We start from the raw sequence: 18,737 nt of genomic DNA on the forward strand, positions 1-18,737 counted from the left end.
CCGCAACTTTAGGGGTGTCCTTTGATGGACTGAGATAATACCCTTTGAACCTGATGCGGTTAGTACCGCCGAAGGGAAAAGTGAAAGCAACTCTGCGTGTTGTTTTTTCCTTCCTTAAACGGGGCCATTCCTATAGTTATTTTATTTAACAAACAGAATGGAAATCACCGTAAATCAGCAGCTTTATACAATTCCAGACGGATGCACCGTGCAAACTTTGCTATCTGATGTTTTGGGCAAACCGGCTAAGGGCCTTGCCGTAGCCATTAATCAAACCATTGTTTCCAAATCGCTCTGGCAAACAGCATCGCTTAGCAACGGCGACCACATCATGATCATCACAGCCACTCAGGGCGGATAAAAAATCACCTCATCCCATATGAAAACAGAAAAAATTCCAACACAGCAGGTACTTACTACCGAACCATTTCCGGCATCAAAAAAGGTGTACGTGCAAGGGCAGCTTCATGACATTCAAGTAGCCATGCGCGAGATCAGCCTGAACGATACCAAACTGCATGGCCGTTTTGGCGAAACTGAACCTAACCCGCCTGTAACCGTATACGATACCAGCGGCCCATATACCGATCCGGAAGCTAATATCGACGTGAAAAAAGGCTTACCCCGTTTACGCGAACAATGGATACGGGATCGTAATAATGTGGAGCAGTTAGACCAAATCACCTCACAATATGGCCAGCAGCGTTTAAACGACAGTAGTTTAGATAATCTGCGCTTTGCCTATGTATCCAGTCCGTTAAGGGCAAAAAAAGGCAGCAATGTATCGCAGATGCATTATGCTAAAAAGGGGATCATTACCCCGGAAATGGAGTACATCGCCATTCGCGAAAATCAGCGTATTGACCTGCTGAAAGAACAGCTGAACGGCCAGTACGATGTAATGAGCCATCAGCATCAGGGACATAGTTTTGGCGCCAACACACCCAAAGGTTATATTACTCCTGAGTTTGTACGTCAGGAGGTAGCAGCAGGCAGGGCGGTGATACCTGCAAATATTAACCACCCTGAAGCTGAGCCGATGATCATTGGCCGTAACTTTTTGGTGAAGATCAATGCCAACATCGGTAACTCGGCTGTAACCTCCAGTATTGAGGAGGAAGTTGAAAAAGCAGTATGGGCCTGCCGCTGGGGAGCTGATACCATTATGGACCTATCAACTGGCAAAAACATTCATGAAACCCGTGAGTGGATCATCCGTAATTCACCCGTACCCATCGGTACCGTACCCATCTATCAGGCGCTTGAAAAAGTGAACGGCAAAGCTGAAGACCTGACCTGGGAACTGTTCAGAGATACTTTAATTGAACAGGCCGAACAGGGTGTAGATTACTTTACTATACATGCCGGTGTGCTGTTGCGCTATGTGCCGTTAACAGCTAAGCGTATTACAGGTATCGTATCGCGAGGCGGCTCAATCATGGCCAAATGGTGCCTGGCTCATCATAAAGAAAACTTCCTGTACACTCATTTTGAAGAGATATGTGAGATCATGAAAGCTTATGACGTATCGTTCTCTTTAGGCGATGGGTTAAGGCCCGGCTGTATTGCTGATGCCAACGATGCTGCACAGTTTGGCGAGTTGGAGACACTGGGCGAGCTTACCAAAATAGCCTGGAAGCATGATGTGCAAACCATTATTGAGGGCCCTGGCCACATACCGATGCACATGATCAAGGAGAATATGGATAAGCAGCTGGCCCATTGCGGCGAGGCTCCGTTTTATACCTTAGGTCCGCTTACTACAGATATTGCTCCGGGTTACGATCATATTACCTCGGCTATTGGCGCGGCCATGATCGGCTGGTTTGGTACGGCTATGCTGTGCTACGTTACACCGAAAGAGCACTTAGGACTTCCGAATAAAAAAGATGTAAAGGATGGCGTTATCACCTATAAAATTGCCGCTCACGCTGCCGATTTAGCTAAAGGACATCCAGGTGCGCAATACCGCGATAACGCACTGAGCAAGGCCAGGTTTGAATTCAGGTGGGAAGATCAGTTTAACTTATCGCTTGACCCGGATACGGCGCGTGAGTTTCACGATGAAACCCTACCCGCCGATGGCGCTAAAATAGCCCATTTCTGCTCCATGTGCGGCCCTAACTTTTGCTCAATGAAAATTACACAGGATGTACGCGACTATGCCAAAGAGAATGGCGTAGGCGAAGAGGATGCCCTGACAAAAGGTATGGAGCAAAAATCAAAGGAGTTTGCCGAAAAGGGCAGCGAGATATACTTGTAAGAATAGAATTGCTCAATATGTTATTGCGATGAGCCCCTTCTAATCTCCCCAAAAGGAGAAACTTTTAAAAGCCCTCTCCTTTGGAGAGGGCTGGGTGAGGCTATTCTCGCAATAACATAAAGAAATAATGATGGCGATAACTTATGCAACTGGTAGTCATATCAAATCCTGAGGTTATACCAAATGAAGCCGGTATTATTAACCAGCTGTTTGAAGCTGGTTTAACCCGTTTTCATTTGCGCAAGCCTGGTTATAGTGCCCAGCAGGTAGCGGCCCTAATAAGGCAGATAGACGAGCAATATCATTACCTCATTGCTTTACATCAGCATCATGCAGTGGCTCCGTACTTTGGTATAGAACGCTTGCATTATACCGAGCAGCATAGGGCAAACACTCACGCCGGGAAATTGACTTTACAAAACAGGCAAGGATATGTACTAAGCACATCGTTACATGATGTGGAAGCGTTGCAAACCTTGGTTTGGTTTGATAATGCTTTCATTGGACCGGTGTTTAACAGCATCTCCAAACCCGGTTATAATGCAAAATGGCCAGAAGATTTTTGTTTAGATAAACAAAATATTGATCTGAATATAATTGCTTTAGGAGGTATAGAGCCGACTAATTTGAATAAAATAAAGGCCATGAACTTTGATGGTGCGGCCGTACTGGGAACGATATGGAATGACCCGGATACGGCGGTTGCCAACTTTAAATGCTTACAACAGCAAGTACAAATTATTACTGAAAATCATGAAGATAGATAAACTCCATTATATATCACAGCAACCCGAAAATGGCTCGCACTTCACGGCAATTAAAAGCGCGCTTGATGCCGGCTGTAAATGGATACAGTTGCGCGTAAAATTTCAACCATATGATTCCATTTTAGATGATGCTATCAAAATCAGTGAATTATGCAGGGAATATGAAGCAAAACTTATCGTAAATGATCACCCGGAAATAGCCTTGAAAGCCGGTGCTTATGGCTTGCACCTGGGTTTGCAGGACATGCCTATTGCCCAGGCCCGGCAAATTGTTGGCCAGCAAATGATCATCGGCGGTACGGCAAATACCTTTGAACATATTCAGCAAAGGGTAGCCGAAGGAGCAGATTATATTGGTTTAGGACCGTTCAGGTTCACCAAAACAAAGCAAAAGCTAAGTCCCATTTTAGGGATTGAAGGATACCAAAGCATTATGCAAAAGGTACATGATGCCGGTATTACTGTTCCTATTATTGCCATAGGCGGCATTTTACCGGAGGACGTTACACCCATTGTGAAAGCCGGTTTATACGGTGTAGCGGTATCGGGTGCTATTACCTATGCCACTGAGCCTGCAAAAACGGTAACACAATTGTATGGGCACTTGAATGCAACTCAATTAATTGAAGACTAAATTAGAATCAGCTCCTATAAGTCTCTCCAAGTAAGGAGAGTTTTTGAAAGTCCTTCCCTTTGGGGAGGGTTGGGTGGGGCTTAAAAATCACAAGAACAAATGTTAACCATAGCCGGAAAAACTTTTAATTCACGCTTATTTACGGGTACGGGCAAGTTCAGTTCATCAATTTTGATGGAGGATGCCTTGCTGGCTTCCGGGTCTGAACTGGTAACGGTGGCCCTGAAGCGTGTAGACGTAAAAAACAGTCAGCAGGATGATATCCTGATCCGCTTGAAATATCCGCACATTAATTTGTTGCCCAATACATCAGGGGTTAGGAATGCCAAAGAGGCCGTATTCGCGGCCCAGCTGGCACGCGAGGCCTTAGAAACCAACTGGATCAAACTCGAAATTCATCCCGATCCTAAATACCTGATGCCCGATCCGATCGAGACGCTAAAGGCAACCGAAGAATTAGCTAAAATGGGCTTCGTGGTGCTGCCTTATATTCACGCCGACCCAGTTTTGTGTAAACGGCTGGAAGATGCCGGCACAGCGGCTGTAATGCCCTTAGGATCACCGATAGGTAGTAACAAGGGATTAAAAACCATTGATTTTTTAGAGATCATCATTAGCCAAAGCAACGTACCGGTTATTGTGGATGCCGGAATAGGCTCGCCATCTGATGCGGCCAAAGCACTTGAAGTAGGTGCCGACGCGGTGTTGGTTAACACGGCCATAGCGGTTTCAAGTAATCCTATAAAAATGGCCAAAGCTTTTCAAATGGCTGTAGAGGCCGGGCGCATGGCTTTTGACGCAAAACTGGCAAAGCCTGTTGCACATGCTGTTGCCAGCAGCCCACTAACTTCTTTTTTAGATGAATAGCTTTAACGATATTTTTGAAACTTATAACTGGAACGATACCAAAGCCAGCATCTACGCTAAAACAGCGGAGGATGTAGAGCGGGCATTGGCCTCGCCGAAGCGTACTTTAGATGATTTTAAAGCCCTGGTATCGCCAGCGGCCGCTCCGTATCTGGAACAGATGGCCTACATCAGTCAGCAGCTTACTTTAAAGCGTTTTGGCAAGGTGATACAGATGTATGTACCGCTTTATTTATCCAACGAGTGCAATAATATTTGTACCTATTGCGGTTTTAGCTATGATAACAAGGTGAGGCGCAAAACGCTGTCGCCAATGGAAATTATGCAGGAGGTGGCCGTGATCAAGGATATGGGGTACGATCATGTACTGCTGGTAAGCGGTGAAGCAAACCAAACCGTACATGTAGATTACTTTAAAAAAGCGCTTGATCTGATCCGTCCGCATTTCGCGCATATCTCTATGGAGGTGCAGCCGCTTGATCTGGAAGATTACGAGCAGCTAACACCTTACGGCTTGAACACCGTGTTGGTGTACCAGGAAACCTACCACGAGGATGATTATAAGAAACATCACCCTAAAGGCAAAAAATCAAACTTTCAATACCGTCTGGAAACTCCCGACAGGCTGGGACAGGCCGGTATCCACAAAATGGGCCTCGGTGTACTGATTGGGTTGGAAGACTGGCGCACCGATTGCTTTTTTACCGCCCTGCATCTGAATTACCTTGAAAAACATTATTGGCAAAGTAGGTACAGCTTGTCGTTCCCGCGCCTGCGTCCTTTTAGTGGCGGATTTGAACCTAAAGTAGAGATGAACGACCGGGAACTGGTACAGCTTATTTGCGCCTACAGGTTATTTAATGAGGAAGTGGAGTTATCTATTTCTACCCGGGAATCACCTAACTTCCGGAACAACATTATTAAGCTGGGGGTAACGGCCATCAGCGCGGGTTCAAAAACCAATCCGGGCGGTTATGCCGTTGAGCCGCAGTCATTGGAACAGTTTGAAATATCGGACGAACGTAGTCCGGAGGAAATTGCCCGGGTGATCAGGGCGCAGGGTTACGAACCCGTTTGGAAAGATTGGGATAACTGCTTAGCCAAATAATTTGTTAAACATGTTAAAACGCGAGGAATTACAACGTTATAATCGCCAGATCATACTACCGGAGGTGGGGGTAGAGGGACAGAGTTTATTGAAAAATGCCCGTGTGCTCATGATCGGAGCAGGCGGCCTGGGCTGCCCCGTATTGCAATACCTGGCAGCGGCTGGAGTAGGTAAAATTGGTATAATTGACCATGATGTTATCGACATGAGCAACCTGCACCGGCAAATATTGTATAACACAGCAGATGTAGGTAAACCAAAAGCCACAGTAGCCAGACAAAAGCTGGAGGCGCTGAATCCACATATCGATATACAAGCTTATCAGGAAAAGCTGACAACTGAGAATTCGGAAGTTATTATTAATGAGTATGATGTGATTGTTGATGGTTCCGATAATTTTACCACCAGGTATCTGGTTAATGATACCTGTGTTAGTTTGGGCAAACCTTTGGTATTTGGTTCTATATTTAAATTTGAAGGGCATGTAGCTTTGTTTAACTATCGCAATGGCCCAAACTATCGGGATGTATTTCCCGACCCGCCTGCAGATGATGAGGTACCCAATTGCGACGAAATTGGGGTAATTGGCGTATTGCCCGGTATTGTTGGTACTTATATGGCTAATGAGGTCATTAAATTGATCTGTGGCATTGGCGAGTTGCTTTCCGGTAAACTGCTAACCTTAAATGCGCTGGATAACAGCGTTGTGATTTTTAGTGTGGCGAAGCAGGTAAGTGTACCGGCGGAAATTCCAGAAATTAAAAAACAGGAAGCAACAATTAACGAGGTAAATATAGAGGTTGTGAATCAGTGGATAGCTCAGGATCCAAATGATATTTACCTGGTAGATGTTCGGGAGGATTATGAATATGAGGATTATAATATAGGTGGTATTAATATACCGCTTTATGAGCTGGCAGATCAGGTGGATAACCTCCCGGTAGATAAGAAACTGGTTTTCTGTTGCCAAACCGGACAGCGGAGCAGGATGGCTATTCAATTCCTGAGATCAAGGTATACCGGCGAAATGTACAGTTTAAAAAACGGCATCTTTTAAAAACAGCGCATGGCTCAATACAAATATCCCGCAGTCCTCAGCATCGCCGGATCAGACAGTGGAGGAGGGGCAGGCATACAGGCAGATCTCAAAACGTTCAGCGCACTGGGTTGTTATGGAACAACGGCCATCACCGCGGTTACGGTACAGAATACCTTGGGTGTAAGCGCCATTCATGCCATACATGTAGGTATCGTAATAGGCCAGATCAAGGTTGTAATGGACGATATTAAAGCCATAGCTATTAAAATAGGCATGATACACAGTGCGGAACTTGCCACAGCTATTGCGTTCTTGTTAAAAGATTATCCGCAGGTGCCGGTAATATTTGATCCGGTTATGGTATCATCCAGCGGGCACCAATTAACTGATCATAATACTGTTGAAAGCTTAAAACGAGATTTATTTCCAGTGCTGCAATTACTTACACCAAATTTAAACGAAGCCGCACTAATATCAGGTATGCCGGTTGAAACAATTGACGATATGAAAAAGGCTGCGGCTGATATAATCGACCTGGGATGTAAAGCGGTGCTTATCAAAGGCGGGCATCTGCAAGGAGTCGATCTGTATGATGTTTATCTGGATGATAAAGGGACGGAGCATATTTTTGCATCAAAGGCTATTGATTCAAACAATACTCACGGAACAGGTTGTACTTTATCTTCGGCTATAACTGCTTATTTAGCATTAGGTAACGATATACTTACCGCTATTGATAAGGCTAAAGTATATGTACATCAAGCTATTGAGTACGGTAAAGATGTGAAAACCGGTGAAGGACACGGCCCGTTGAACCATTTTTTTGAGCCTCAGAAACTGCTGAAGTTTACGTTATGATAGATCGGAAAATTCCGATTTGGTTGATGCAAAGTAATATAAATGTAGTAATTCGCTGTTCCGATGCAGATTTTTTAAATTTGAATAATGTGGAGTTTGCAGTCTTCAAAAGCTAATTCTGCATTCAAATTAAAAGCAATGGACGCTAAGCAACAAAAGAAAATATTATATTCAGTTTTAGACCTCGCAAGCGTAAGGGAAGGTCATACCCCTGCTGATAGCTTTGCCGATAGTTTAAAATTGGCCAAAGCAGTTGAAAAGTTAGGTTATACCCGCTACTGGTTTGCAGAACATCATAATATGGCAAATGTGGCCAGTTCTGCAACGGCAGTGCTCATTGGGCATATCGCCGGCGGAACCTCTACCATACGTGTAGGTTCGGGCGGTATTATGCTGCCTAATCATTCACCGCTTATTATAGCCGAGCAATTTGGCACTTTGGCCTCATTATACCCTGACCGCATTGATCTGGGTTTGGGCCGGGCACCGGGCACAGACCAGGTTACATCAATGGCCATCAGAGGGGCTAATTTTAACGTTCCGCATAATTTTCCGAAAGATATTAAGAAACTCCAGGCTTTTTTTTCAGATGATAACTGGGATAGCAAAGTAAGGGCTATCCCCGGTGAGGGCTTGAATGTCCCTATCTGGGTATTGGGCTCAAGTACCGATAGCGCACACGTGGCAGCAGCTATGGGTTTGCCTTATGCCTTCGCCAGTCATTTTGCTCCAACCTATTTTAATGAGGCTATTAATATATACTGCGAAAATTTTCAGCCGTCTGAGTACCTGAATGAGCCCTACGTATTGTCATGTATTAATGTAGTAGCAGCCGATACGGTAGAAGAAGCAGAGAAGCTTGCTACTTCTGTTCAGCAGCTTTTTTTGGGCATTGTTACCGGCCGCAGAAAGTTGTTGCAACCTCCTTTAGAAAAAATGGATAATGTTTGGAATATTTATGAACACGAAGCTGTAAGTCAGATGCTTAAATACTTGTTTGTAGGTGATAAAGACAAGCTAAAAAACGACATGCAGGCGTTTTTAGATAAAACTCAGGTTGATGAGGTAATGGTTACCTCGCATATCTATGATCAACAGGCGCGAGCCCACTCCTATGAAATATTTGCAGATGTACTTAAAGATTTGCGAATACCTGTTCCGGAATCAAACAACTAAACTAAAAGAATTCAAACAAAAGCCCTCAGATCTAATGATTTGAGGGCTTTTGTTTGAGATAAGGTTTAGAGTTGTGTATTCTTAGTTTTCTGATAGCCAAAATTAACCCTCTACCTGGCTAATGGTCCAAAAATCATCGGCAAGGTCGGTGCTGGTTATATAGGTATAAGGCATATAAAAATATCCCTGAAGTCCCCAGGCACTACCCCAACTATTGCGGATAATAAAAGCGCTTTTTGAATCATCATAACCAACAGCCATTACCGCGTGGCCACCTACAAAACTTTCATTTGGGGCAGGCATAGGTAATATTCCGGTTTTAGCTACCTCATCGCCTTCAAAACTTTGGTATACGGTAAAACCAAAAACAAAAGGGTTGCCACTTGCCAGGCAGGTTTTTAGCTCGTTGATGGCCGTATTGTTTAGGCGGGTATATTGTATGGCCTGACTTTTAAGCGCTTTGGTATATAACGCTTTGGTTGGCTTTTGGGCAAATTTTGCAATAACGTATGGCCACAAGGTTTCATCACAAACACCCTGGGTAGCTACGGATTTTATGCCGTCGCGCATTTGGGCACCGCTATCTTCTTTGATGTGTCCTTCTAAAACCCGTTCGTTATAATATATAAATAATCTTGAAGGGGTAAAAACCGTCAGGTTTTGCTTCATCAGTTCAAACTGAAACGCTCCCGCTATAGCATTGGCCGTGCATGATCCTAACGCGCCCTGGTCGTAAACAGGCGGGCATTGCGCGCGTAGGTCAACTAAAGGAGGTGTGGGTTTGGCAAGCGCTTCATGGCGCACAGCGGCGTATCTAAGGTCGCGATGGTCTGGCAGATCAGGCAGCCAGCCATAGTGTTTTGTTTGTTGTATCATAAATAAGGGATGTTTTATTGAGTGATAAAGTTATACGGATTAATGTTAATTTGATTACGTGTTTTTACGCAATTTTACGCGGGGTAGCACTTAAACAGTAATGCCGGATGAGCACGAATTTTTATTTATCAAAATAACAATTGATTAGCTTTACCAAGTAAATTCCTAAATTACCATTTCCTATTAAACCAATTATGGATATCGGCTTCAATATTAACGAGGATATAAACAAACAACTTGTTTATGAGCTTAACAGCAGGCTTAAAAAAGTGCAGGAGGGTGGCGGTGAAAAGGCCGCGGCAAAGCAAAAGGAAAAGGGTAAAATGCTGGCCCGCGAAAGGGTGGCCTATTTAATTGATGATGATAAGCCCTGGCTTGAGATGGGTGCCTTTACAGCTGATGGCATGTATACCGAGCATGGCGGCTGCCCATCGGGTGGTGTGATATGCGGTATCGGCTACATCGCGGGTAGGCAATGTGTGATAGTAGCCAATGATGCTACGGTAAAAGCTGGTGCCTGGTTCCCGATCACGGCTAAAAAGAACCTGCGTGCACAGGAAATAGCGATGGAAAACCGGCTACCTATCATTTACCTGGTTGATTCGGCAGGGGTATACTTGCCGCTCCAGGATGAAATATTTCCGGATAAGGAACATTTTGGGCGAATATTTCGCAATAATGCAATCATGAGCAGTATGGGTATCATCCAGATCTCGGCCATCATGGGTTCATGCGTGGCTGGTGGAGCCTACCTGCCTATTATGAGCGATGAGGCTATGATCGTGGAAGGTACAGGTTCGGTATTTTTAGCAGGATCATACCTCGTAAAATCGGCCATCGGTGAGGATGTGGATAACGAAACTTTGGGCGGGGCTACAACGCACTGTGAAATATCGGGCGTTACAGATTATAAGCAGCCGAATGATAAGGCCTGTCTGGATTCTATCCGTAACATCATGAGTATGGTTGGCGACTATAACAAGGCCGGCTTTGATCGGGTTAAATCGTCTGTTCCTAAATTGAACGAGAAGGAAATTTACGGCATCCTGCCTGATAATCGCGAAAAGGCATATGATATGATGGAAATCATTCTTCGCCTGCTGGATGATTCGGCTTTTGAAGAGTATAAGGAAGGTTACGGCAAATCTATCATCTGCGGTCTTGGACGGATAGATGGCTGGGCGGTGGGTATAGTGGCCAATCAGCGTAAGGTGATCAAATCAAAAAAAGGCGAGATGCAGTTTGGTGGAGTTATCTATTCCGATTCGGCCGATAAAGCCACCCGTTTTATCATGAATTGTAATCAGAAAAAAATACCGCTGGTATTTTTGCAGGATGTTACCGGCTTTATGGTAGGCAGCCGCAGCGAACAGGGCGGTATCATTAAGGATGGAGCCAAAATGGTGAACGCCGTAGCTAATTCGGTTGTACCCAAATTTACCATCGTAATAGGTAACTCTTACGGTGCCGGCAATTACGCCATGTGTGGCAAGGCTTATGACCCAAGACTTATTTATGCCTGGCCATCAGCCAAAATAGCCGTAATGGGCGGCGGCCAAGCAGCTAAAACCCTCTTGCAAATACAGGCAGCCGGACTAAAAGCCCGTGGCGAAGAGGTAAACGAAACAAAAGAACAGGAACTGCTGAAAGAAATAACCGACAGGTACAACTCCCAAACAACGCCTTACTATGCCGCGGCAAGATTGTGGGTGGATGGTATTATAGATCCGCTGGAAACCCGCAAGGTTATCTCGATGGGCATTGAAGCAGCTAATCATGCCCCAATTGAAAAAGCGTTTAATGTTGGGATAATACAGACGTAGAGAAAGAATGGATTATTCTGATTTTTTGATATATATACCCACCGTAGTAAGTTTCTTTATAATAGTGAGAGGACTCGTGAAATTGGCGAATTATAATTTACTTATGAAGTCTGGCTTAAAAGCCGAAGGCGTAATTCATGAACTGGTTATAAAGCATTTCAAAGGCGGCAGTAGTGTTTGGCCTGTGGTAAAATACACAACAATCAATCACGAAATCATCACTAAAAAAGTTGATTTTTCGGCAGATACATACTCCCAATATGAGGAAGGAGATCTTGTTACAGTATTTTATAGAGAAATGGAGCAAGAAAATTTTATTATCGATGATAGTGGCTATAAAAAGGCAGTATATCAATATATTTTATTAGGCATACTTTTTTTAGCATTTGGCTTAGTTCTGCTCCTTTGTAAGTGGAATAACCTGTTTGGCTAATTCGCGATTTTTCTTCTCTGCCTAATCAGATAACCATGTTGCATGACAATATTTAAAAAAACCTAAATCGAAAATATGAATATCACAATTAACGAGTGGATAACGCTTACCATCGGTTTATTTATTATTGTTTGGGGTATTGGTAAAATAAATGAACGTAGAAAATTATTAAGAACAGGAATTAGAGTTGAAGGTGTAGTTTTTAAATTAGAGAAACGTATTGGTGGTGGTAAAAATCGAATGCCTATATATTATCCGGTAATCAGATATGTGACCCAGGATAAAGAGTGGATAACGAAAGAATATGGATCGGGCACAAATCCATCAGTTTATAAAGAGGGCGATATGGTAAAGATAATATATGACCCTGCTGATAACGGACATTTTATCATTGATGGTTTTCTGAATCGGGTATCCGGCTTTGTTTTGCTTGCAGCAGGCGTATTAGCAATAGCAGGCGTGATTGTATATTATATCCTGATGCGATAGTAATGTAAGACCAATGCCTGTAAATGATGGCATGGTGTTGACTGATGCTACTTGTCTAATAAGCGGATAAATGTTAAATTCGCATACATTTTTTATAACAATGTCTCAAGAAACTGAACACGTAAAATGCCTGATCATAGGCTCAGGTCCGGCTGGTTACACCGCCGCTATATATGCCTCAAGGGCTGATTTAAAGCCCGTTATGTACACCGGTTTATTAGCTGGCGGACAACTTACCCAAACTACCGAAGTAGAGAACTTTCCGGGTTATCCGGAAGGTGTTTTAGGTCCGGAAATGATGGAGGATCTGCGTAAACAAGCCGAGCGCCTGGGTACAGACATTCGTTTTGGATACGCAAGCGCTGTTGATTTTTCAAGCCTGCCCCACAAAGTGGTTATTGATGATACCAAAACTATTACTGCCGATACCGTGATTATTGCTACCGGTGCTTCTGCCAAATGGCTGGGCCTGGAGTCTGAACAAAAATACAGTGGTTTTGGCGTTTCTGCCTGTGCCGTTTGCGATGGCTTCTTTTTTAAAGGGCAGGATGTAGCTATTGTAGGCGCCGGTGATACCGCGGCCGAAGAAGCCACTTACCTGGCTAAATTGACTCGTAAGGTATACATGATCGTTCGTCGTGATGAGTTCCGTGCCTCAAAAGCTATGGTACACCGCGTATTGAACACCCCTAATATTGAAATTTTATATAACACCGAAACCAAAGAAATTTTGGGCGATGGTCAAAGCGTTACCTCTGTAAGAGTTACCAATAACCTAACCAATACAGATACCGACCTGGATGTTACTGGTTTCTTCGTAGCCATCGGTCATCATCCTAATACAGATATTTTTAAAGGCTGGTTACACATGGACGAGACTGGTTATATCAAAACCCGCCCAGGTTCAACAGAAACTAATATAGAAGGTGTATTTTGCGCCGGTGATGCGCAGGATCATATTTACCGCCAGGCGGTTACCGCCGCGGGTTCAGGATGTATGGCTGCTATTGACGCCGAAAGGTACCTGGCTGCTAAAGAGCACGTAGTAACAGCGTAAGCTTTGCTTATTACATAAGCTAAAATATAAAACGCCACCTATACGGGTGGCGTTTTTGTTTAATAGGCTCCCGGCTTATTGTTAAGTGGTTATGATATGTTTTTTTTACATAGCAAACTTCTTATATTTTTTTAAAATCTTATATCTTCACCACTTCGTACCAACCTGATTAACTAATTATGTATAAAAAAGCCTCCCTCTTGCTGTTGGCCCTGCTTACAGCGTTTACAAATCTTTTAAAAGCACAGGATACAGACCCTAATCTGGGCATTATCCCGGTTCCTGTATCGGTGAAAAAAGCACCCGGTCAGTTTACTTTGAGCCATGAAACCATTGTTCAGGCTGATTCGCCTTCAAATAAGGCTGTCTTATTTTTTAAAGATTTTTTAGCCAATAACCTGGCTTACAATAAGCCAATCATTGCAAAAGGAGGCGCAACCAACAACGTCATTACATTAACATCTGCCGGAACAGAAAACTTACCGGCCGAGGGGTACCGTTTAACTATTACACCGCAGCAGGTTACCGTAGCGGGTAAAGGGGCGGGATTGTTTTATGGTATACAAACACTGATACAGCTTGTACCCTTAGAAAGAGGCGCTACCAGCAAATTACCATGCGTACAGGTAGAAGATTATCCGCGTTTCGGCTACCGTGGCGCTATGCTTGATGTTGGCCGTCATTTTTTCTCGGTAGAGATGGTTAAAAAATACATCGACCTGCTGGCTGCATACAAGCTGAACAATTTTCACTGGCACCTGACTGAAGATCAGGGCTGGCGCATCGAGATAAAAAAATATCCAAAGTTAACGCAGATTGGCAGCATGCGCGCGCAAACCCTGATTGGTGGTTATCGTGACCGTACGCCTCAGCAGTTTGATAACACACCTTATGGTGGTTTTTATACCCAGGATCAGATACGTGATGTGGTGAAATATGCTACTGCGAGATACATCAACGTAGTACCTGAAATAGAAATGCCGGGCCACTCATCTGCTGCTTTAGCTGCTTACCCTGAATTAGGCTGTGAGCCGGGCAAAGCTTATAAAGCTGCCGAAACCTGGGGCGTATTTAAAGATATTTATTGCCCATCCGAAAAAACATTCAGCTTTTTGGAGGATGTTTTAACAGAGGTGATGGAACTGTTCCCAAGCAAATACATTCACATAGGTGGTGACGAAGCCCCTAAAGATGCCTGGAAAAATTCTGCCTTTTGCCAGCAGTTGATCAAAAAGTTGAAGCTGAAGGATGAGCACGGTCTGCAAAGCTATTTTATACAGCGCATGGAAAAATTCCTGAACTCCAAAGGTCGCAGCATTATTGGCTGGGACGAGATTTTAGAAGGCGGCCTGGCACCAAATGCTACTGTAATGAGCTGGCGCGGAGAAGAGGGTGGCATTGCTGCCGCTCAGCAAAAACATAAAGTGATCATGACGCCTGGTAGTAACGGTTTATACATCGATCACGGTCAGGGTAAGCCAAGCCAGGAGCCTTTAAGTATTGGCGGTAATGAGCCATTATCAAAAATTTACAGCTACAACCCAACACCCGCTGAATTAACACTAGAGCAACAACAATATATTGAAGGCGTACAAGCCAACTTGTGGACAGAATATATACCTACAGATGCCAAGGTAGAATATATGCTGTTACCACGGCTAATGGCGCTGTCAGAAGTGGCCTGGTCGCCATTGGCTAATAAGAATTTTAAGGACTTTTCAGAAACCCGTTTGCCAGGTCATTTGGCCTGGTTAGACAAGAATGGCTTTAATTATCGCGTACCTACGGCCATAGGTGCTAAAGATACCGTGATGATAGGCTCGCAGTTAACTGCAACCTTGAAACCATCCGTTGATGGCGCTAAGGTTTATTACACTATCGACGGCTATTCACCGCGCGAAACTGACCTGATATATAACATTCCGCTAAGCTTCCCTGTTCCGCAGGATCAGTACCGCGAACTGCAAACTATTGTGATAACACCATCCGGTAAAAGAAGCGTGACAACCCGTACAGTAGTTTATAATAAAGCCCCTTTAGCTGCCGTTAATACTACAGCATCGGCTCCGGGCGTAAAATATCAATTGTTTCCAGGTACATTTACAACAACCAGTCAGTTAAGTAATGCTGCTACTGACAGCGGTGCAGTTAAAACTTTTAGTACGGCTGATTTCCGTAAAAACAAAGGTAAATACGGCGTAATTTATTCAGGTTATATTAATATTGATGCAGATGGTAATTACGGATTTTCGACCCTGTCTGGCGGTGGGGCAGTATTACTGATCGACGATCAGCCGGTGGTTGATAACGATGGTAAACACGCGGTTACAGAGCAGGATGGTGCAGTAGCTTTATTAAAAGGTTATCACCGTTTCACTTTAAAGTATGTTGATGCCGGCGGTCCAGCTGCATTAAAAGTATTTATAAACGCTCCAGGCAAACAAAAAGCCGAGCTAACCGCTGATACATTATACAATTAATACAATATATATAATGGTTAACAGATTTAATCTTTTTGTATTATTAATAGGTACTGTAATTGCCGGCTGTAGTGGTAACGAAACCAAAACGGCTGTGAGCACGCCCGTTGCTAAAAAGCCCGACTTGATGCCGCCGTTCCGATTTCATAAAATGATAGAAGTATCGCCGGGGCAAAGCTATGATATATTGAGCTGGGGGCGGGGATCTGTGGACGCCGGATCGTTCCTGATTTTACATTCCGATTCATCGGGGATACAATATACTACCACTACCGGCGACCTTGATGGTTCCATAGTGGATGTATACAACGCCGATATGGATGTGGATGGCAACCCGGAAATTTTGATCCAGGCTAAATCAAAGGATACCACCCGTTATACCAGTATTTACGCGTTTGAGTTTAATAATAACAAAGCTAACAAGCTCGATTTTCCTCGACTTAATAGCGATTACCGCAAAGGCTACCGCGGCGGCGATAATTTTTACATCCGTGATGGAAAACTGATCAGGGAGTTTCCTATTTATAGCGGCAGCGGTAAAGATGCAACAGCTACCGGCGCAAAACGCCAACTGGAATATGGCTTAAGAGGAAATGAGTTTACGGTGAAACAATTGAGTAAGGATTCTACCAATGTGGCCGATAAAAAGCCCGCCACCAGTACTCCGGCAAAGCAAAGTGATGACGATAAGCCTAAAGTCCAGAAATCGGAAAAGAAAAGCAGTTCCAAATCAAGTAAAAAGAAACGAAGAAGACATCGGGATTAAACAAAAAAGGAGGCATTATTAAATGCCTCCTTTTTTGTTTATAAATCAAGATTAACTATCCAACAATTTCAAGGTCACTTAGCTGGTTATTGATAAACTCCATTTCCTCGCCGTTAATATGAATGTTAATGGCCTGCGCGTTTTGCTTAGCCTGCTCGGCATTACGGGCACCTACAAGGGCAACGGTAATACCGGGGTGATTAATTGTCCAGCGGATCACTAACTGGCCCAGGGTGGCGTTCTTTTCATCGGCCAGTGGTTTAATCTTAGCCAGGAACTCATTGGTACGTTTAATGTTTTCCTCTTTGAAATATTTTACGCCTGCGCGGTGGTCTCCCTCTCCAAAATTATGGCCGGGTTTTATTTTACCGGTAAGTAAACCGCGTTCAAGCGGGCTATAAGCCAGAATCGCTTTTTTGTTTTCTATACAGTAAGGAATCACCTCATCTTCCAAATCACGGTTCACCATGCTATACGGTACCTGGTTTGATGCCAGCTTGATGGTTTTTTCGGCAATGGCCATTTGTTTTACATCGTAATTGCTTACACCGGCTTCACGTATTTTTCCTTGTTCTTTCAAGCGTAATAGAGCCTCCATTGTTTCATCAATAGGGGTAGACGCATCGGGCCAGTGAATCTGGTACAGGTCTATATAATCGGTACCTAAGCGTTTAAGGCTGTTTTCGCATTCCATTATAATGCTTTCCTTACCGGCATATTTGTATATATCAATATCATTGCCATCATTGTCTTTACTTTTAAAGCCAAAAGTACCTTTGGCCAGATCCCAGCGCATGCCAAATTTGGTTAGCAATTGTACTTTATCGCGCGGTAAGCCTTTAATGGCTTCGCCTACCAGTTCTTCGCTTTTGCCCTGGCCGTAAATAGGAGCGGTATCAATAGAGGTAACGCCGAGGTCGTATGATACACGCATGGCCTCAATAGCTTCTTTATCGTCATTTCCGCCCCACATCCAGCCACCGGCTGCCCAGGCCCCAAAAGTTATAGCTGAAACTGCCAGTTTGGTGTCTCCTAATCGTCTGAATTCCATAGTTTATTAAGTAGTGTTTGTTGTTTGTAAATCGCAGACAAAATGTATTTAATTATTGAGATTAGGAAATTATTTGATGAGCGAAATCATATCTTTTGCATTACTTACCCCAACGGCGTCAAAATCGTTATTAAAATAGAACCAACCTTCATCAACTGCCAGGTTCTGCTTCACAGCATCTACAACACCTTCCAAAAAATCTTTAGAATAAGGCGAACGATATAATACCGGCACGCCATGAAAACGATAATAAACAACGGAGGTGTTTTGTATGACATCATTGGGTAGGCTGGGGTGGCTCATACCGCAAAAGGTAATGTTGTGGCTGGCCAGTTTTTGATAAACGGTATCGTTCCACCAGCTGGCATGGCGAAGCTCTAATACATTTTTAAAGGTAGGGTTAAGGCTGTTGATAATTCTATCGAGCTTTTCATCATCATAGGTAAAGCTGGGTGGCAACTGAAATAATACCGGGCCCAATTTTTCCTGCAACCCATTGTTAATGGTATCATAAAAACTGCTGATGAGATCTGTAGTATCGTTAAACTTTTTGTAATGGGTAATGGCGCGTGGGGCCTTTACCGCGAAACGAAAATCGGTCGGGCTTTTACCGTACCATGTTTGTAAAAATGAAAGCTGCGGGAAACGGTAGAAGGTAACATTCAATTCCAGCGTTTTAAAATGCTCGCAGTAAAAATCAAACCATTTACGCTGGGGTAGGTCCTCCGGGTAAAAGCGACCTTTCCAATCCTTGTAATGAAATCCTGAACACCCAATATGCCAATCCATTTAATGTGTATATAAATAAGAAAGGCCGAGTAAGTATATTTTGTTTGAATTTGTTACGGTTAAGCAATTGTACATACATTTGAAATCTGCGCATTTATCACCACATTTGTATATATGCACTTTATCTATCCTTCGTTTTTATTTGCATTATTCACGTTAGGTATCCCTGTTATTATTCACTTATTTAACTTTCGTAAGTTTCAGAAGGTGAATTTTAGTAACGTGCAGTTTTTGAAGGAGATAGAAGAACAGCAATCCTCC

19 protein-coding genes and 1 riboswitch are annotated in these 18,737 nt (G+C 43.6%); of the genes, 16 read left to right on the forward strand and 3 right to left on the reverse strand.

What is annotated here, in order from left to right:
- Window positions 1-94, forward strand: a riboswitch (TPP riboswitch).
- 63 nt (window positions 95-157) lie between these two features.
- The 9 genes from thiS (at window position 158) to AAGC65_RS07235 (ending at window position 8,712) form a co-directional block, all read left to right on the forward strand.
- Window positions 158-361, forward strand: a complete 204-nt coding sequence (gene thiS, locus AAGC65_RS07195) for a sulfur carrier protein ThiS (protein WP_343111751.1) — start codon at window positions 158-160, stop codon at window positions 359-361.
- Between the two features lie 18 nt (window positions 362-379).
- Window positions 380-2,263 (forward strand): phosphomethylpyrimidine synthase ThiC, encoded by a 1,884-nt coding sequence (gene thiC / locus AAGC65_RS07200; protein ID WP_343111752.1) that lies wholly within the window; start codon window positions 380-382, stop codon window positions 2,261-2,263.
- Window positions 2,264-2,406: 143 nt separating this feature from the next.
- Window positions 2,407-3,030, forward strand: coding sequence for a thiamine phosphate synthase (locus AAGC65_RS07205; RefSeq protein ID WP_343111753.1), 624 nt, complete (start codon window positions 2,407-2,409; stop codon window positions 3,028-3,030).
- Window positions 3,017-3,664 carry a thiamine phosphate synthase gene (locus tag AAGC65_RS07210; RefSeq protein WP_343111754.1) on the forward strand — a complete coding sequence of 216 codons (648 nt, stop codon included), beginning with the start codon at window positions 3,017-3,019 and terminating at the stop codon, window positions 3,662-3,664. Before AAGC65_RS07205 ends, AAGC65_RS07210 begins: the two co-directional genes overlap by 14 nt.
- 99 nt (window positions 3,665-3,763) lie before the next feature.
- Window positions 3,764-4,531 carry a thiazole synthase gene (locus tag AAGC65_RS07215; RefSeq protein WP_343111755.1) on the forward strand — a complete coding sequence of 256 codons (768 nt, stop codon included), beginning with the start codon at window positions 3,764-3,766 and terminating at the stop codon, window positions 4,529-4,531.
- A complete protein-coding gene (thiH, locus tag AAGC65_RS07220; protein ID WP_343111756.1) occupies window positions 4,524-5,639 on the forward strand; it encodes a 2-iminoacetate synthase ThiH in 1,116 nt (371 codons plus the stop codon). Before AAGC65_RS07215 ends, thiH begins: the two co-directional genes overlap by 8 nt.
- Window positions 5,640-5,649: 10 nt before the next feature.
- On the forward strand, window positions 5,650-6,696 hold the full coding sequence (locus tag AAGC65_RS07225) for a HesA/MoeB/ThiF family protein (protein ID WP_343111757.1): 1,047 nt from the start codon (window positions 5,650-5,652) through the stop codon (window positions 6,694-6,696).
- Window positions 6,697-6,705: 9 nt separating this feature from the next.
- A complete protein-coding gene (thiD, locus tag AAGC65_RS07230; RefSeq protein WP_343111758.1) occupies window positions 6,706-7,536 on the forward strand; it encodes a bifunctional hydroxymethylpyrimidine kinase/phosphomethylpyrimidine kinase in 831 nt (276 codons plus the stop codon).
- Window positions 7,537-7,674: 138 nt separating this feature from the next.
- Entirely contained in the window at window positions 7,675-8,712 is a 1,038-nt protein-coding gene (locus tag AAGC65_RS07235; RefSeq protein WP_343111759.1) for an LLM class flavin-dependent oxidoreductase, read from the forward strand.
- Between the two features lie 102 nt (window positions 8,713-8,814).
- On the opposite strand, the gene AAGC65_RS07240 is transcribed toward AAGC65_RS07235, so the two are convergent.
- A complete protein-coding gene (locus AAGC65_RS07240; protein ID WP_343111760.1) occupies window positions 8,815-9,588 on the reverse strand; it encodes a C1 family peptidase in 774 nt (257 codons plus the stop codon).
- A gap of 194 nt (window positions 9,589-9,782) precedes the next feature.
- Here AAGC65_RS07240 and AAGC65_RS07245 point away from each other — a divergent pair, with 194 nt between their 5' ends.
- The 6 genes from AAGC65_RS07245 (at window position 9,783) to AAGC65_RS07270 (ending at window position 16,636) form a co-directional block, all read left to right on the forward strand.
- Complete coding sequence (locus tag AAGC65_RS07245; protein ID WP_343111761.1) at window positions 9,783-11,411, forward strand: acyl-CoA carboxylase subunit beta; 1,629 nt, start codon at window positions 9,783-9,785, stop codon at window positions 11,409-11,411.
- A gap of 7 nt (window positions 11,412-11,418) precedes the next feature.
- A complete protein-coding gene (locus tag AAGC65_RS07250; protein WP_343111762.1) occupies window positions 11,419-11,844 on the forward strand; it encodes a DUF3592 domain-containing protein in 426 nt (141 codons plus the stop codon).
- 75 nt (window positions 11,845-11,919) lie between these two features.
- Window positions 11,920-12,333, forward strand: a complete 414-nt coding sequence (locus AAGC65_RS07255) for a DUF3592 domain-containing protein (RefSeq protein WP_343111763.1) — start codon at window positions 11,920-11,922, stop codon at window positions 12,331-12,333.
- Between the two features lie 100 nt (window positions 12,334-12,433).
- The gene (trxB, locus tag AAGC65_RS07260) at window positions 12,434-13,390 is read left to right on the forward strand and encodes a thioredoxin-disulfide reductase (protein WP_343111764.1); all 957 of its coding nucleotides are present in this window, start codon (window positions 12,434-12,436) and stop codon (window positions 13,388-13,390) included.
- A gap of 179 nt (window positions 13,391-13,569) precedes the next feature.
- Complete coding sequence (locus AAGC65_RS07265) at window positions 13,570-15,870, forward strand: family 20 glycosylhydrolase (RefSeq protein ID WP_343111765.1); 2,301 nt, start codon at window positions 13,570-13,572, stop codon at window positions 15,868-15,870.
- Window positions 15,871-15,883: 13 nt separating this feature from the next.
- Window positions 15,884-16,636 carry a hypothetical protein gene (locus AAGC65_RS07270; RefSeq protein ID WP_343111766.1) on the forward strand — a complete coding sequence of 251 codons (753 nt, stop codon included), beginning with the start codon at window positions 15,884-15,886 and terminating at the stop codon, window positions 16,634-16,636.
- 55 nt (window positions 16,637-16,691) lie between these two features.
- Here AAGC65_RS07270 and AAGC65_RS07275 read toward each other — a convergent pair whose 3' ends face one another.
- Together AAGC65_RS07275 and AAGC65_RS07280 are read right to left on the reverse strand one after the other, a co-directional pair.
- Window positions 16,692-17,687 (reverse strand): aldo/keto reductase, encoded by a 996-nt coding sequence (locus AAGC65_RS07275; protein WP_343111767.1) that lies wholly within the window; start codon window positions 17,685-17,687, stop codon window positions 16,692-16,694.
- Window positions 17,688-17,756: 69 nt separating this feature from the next.
- Window positions 17,757-18,476 (reverse strand): DUF72 domain-containing protein, encoded by a 720-nt coding sequence (locus AAGC65_RS07280; RefSeq protein WP_343111768.1) that lies wholly within the window; start codon window positions 18,474-18,476, stop codon window positions 17,757-17,759.
- Window positions 18,477-18,590: 114 nt separating this feature from the next.
- Here AAGC65_RS07280 and AAGC65_RS26175 point away from each other — a divergent pair.
- On the forward strand, window positions 18,591-18,737 hold a 147-nt coding region (locus tag AAGC65_RS26175), incomplete at its 3' end, for a BatA domain-containing protein (protein WP_407940661.1).

It is taken from the genome of Mucilaginibacter sp., from assembly GCF_039207105.1.
Classification (GTDB): Bacteria; Bacteroidota; Bacteroidia; order Sphingobacteriales; family Sphingobacteriaceae; genus Mucilaginibacter.

Bases quoted from the DNA above. Each gene is read 5' to 3' on its own strand.
- AAGC65_RS07270 (WP_343111766.1), top strand. From the start codon at position 15,884: ATGGTTAACAGATTTAATCTTTTTGTATTATTAATAGGTACTGTAATT.
- thiS (WP_343111751.1), top strand. From the start codon at position 158: ATGGAAATCACCGTAAATCAGCAGCTTTATACAATTCCAGACGGATGC.
- thiC (WP_343111752.1), top strand. From the start codon at position 380: ATGAAAACAGAAAAAATTCCAACACAGCAGGTACTTACTACCGAACCA.
- thiH (WP_343111756.1), top strand. From the start codon at position 4,524: ATGAATAGCTTTAACGATATTTTTGAAACTTATAACTGGAACGATACC.
- trxB (WP_343111764.1), top strand. From the start codon at position 12,434: ATGTCTCAAGAAACTGAACACGTAAAATGCCTGATCATAGGCTCAGGT.
- AAGC65_RS07215 (WP_343111755.1), top strand. From the start codon at position 3,764: ATGTTAACCATAGCCGGAAAAACTTTTAATTCACGCTTATTTACGGGT.
- AAGC65_RS07255 (WP_343111763.1), top strand. From the start codon at position 11,920: ATGAATATCACAATTAACGAGTGGATAACGCTTACCATCGGTTTATTT.
- AAGC65_RS07245 (WP_343111761.1), top strand. From the start codon at position 9,783: ATGGATATCGGCTTCAATATTAACGAGGATATAAACAAACAACTTGTT.
- AAGC65_RS07280 (WP_343111768.1), bottom strand. From the start codon at position 18,476: ATGGATTGGCATATTGGGTGTTCAGGATTTCATTACAAGGATTGGAAA.
- AAGC65_RS07275 (WP_343111767.1), bottom strand. From the start codon at position 17,687: ATGGAATTCAGACGATTAGGAGACACCAAACTGGCAGTTTCAGCTATA.
- thiD (WP_343111758.1), top strand. From the start codon at position 6,706: ATGGCTCAATACAAATATCCCGCAGTCCTCAGCATCGCCGGATCAGAC.
- AAGC65_RS07225 (WP_343111757.1), top strand. From the start codon at position 5,650: ATGTTAAAACGCGAGGAATTACAACGTTATAATCGCCAGATCATACTA.
- AAGC65_RS07210 (WP_343111754.1), top strand. From the start codon at position 3,017: ATGAAGATAGATAAACTCCATTATATATCACAGCAACCCGAAAATGGC.
- AAGC65_RS07205 (WP_343111753.1), top strand. From the start codon at position 2,407: ATGCAACTGGTAGTCATATCAAATCCTGAGGTTATACCAAATGAAGCC.
- AAGC65_RS07250 (WP_343111762.1), top strand. From the start codon at position 11,419: ATGGATTATTCTGATTTTTTGATATATATACCCACCGTAGTAAGTTTC.
- AAGC65_RS07240 (WP_343111760.1), bottom strand. From the start codon at position 9,588: ATGATACAACAAACAAAACACTATGGCTGGCTGCCTGATCTGCCAGAC.
- AAGC65_RS07265 (WP_343111765.1), top strand. From the start codon at position 13,570: ATGTATAAAAAAGCCTCCCTCTTGCTGTTGGCCCTGCTTACAGCGTTT.
- AAGC65_RS07235 (WP_343111759.1), top strand. From the start codon at position 7,675: ATGGACGCTAAGCAACAAAAGAAAATATTATATTCAGTTTTAGACCTC.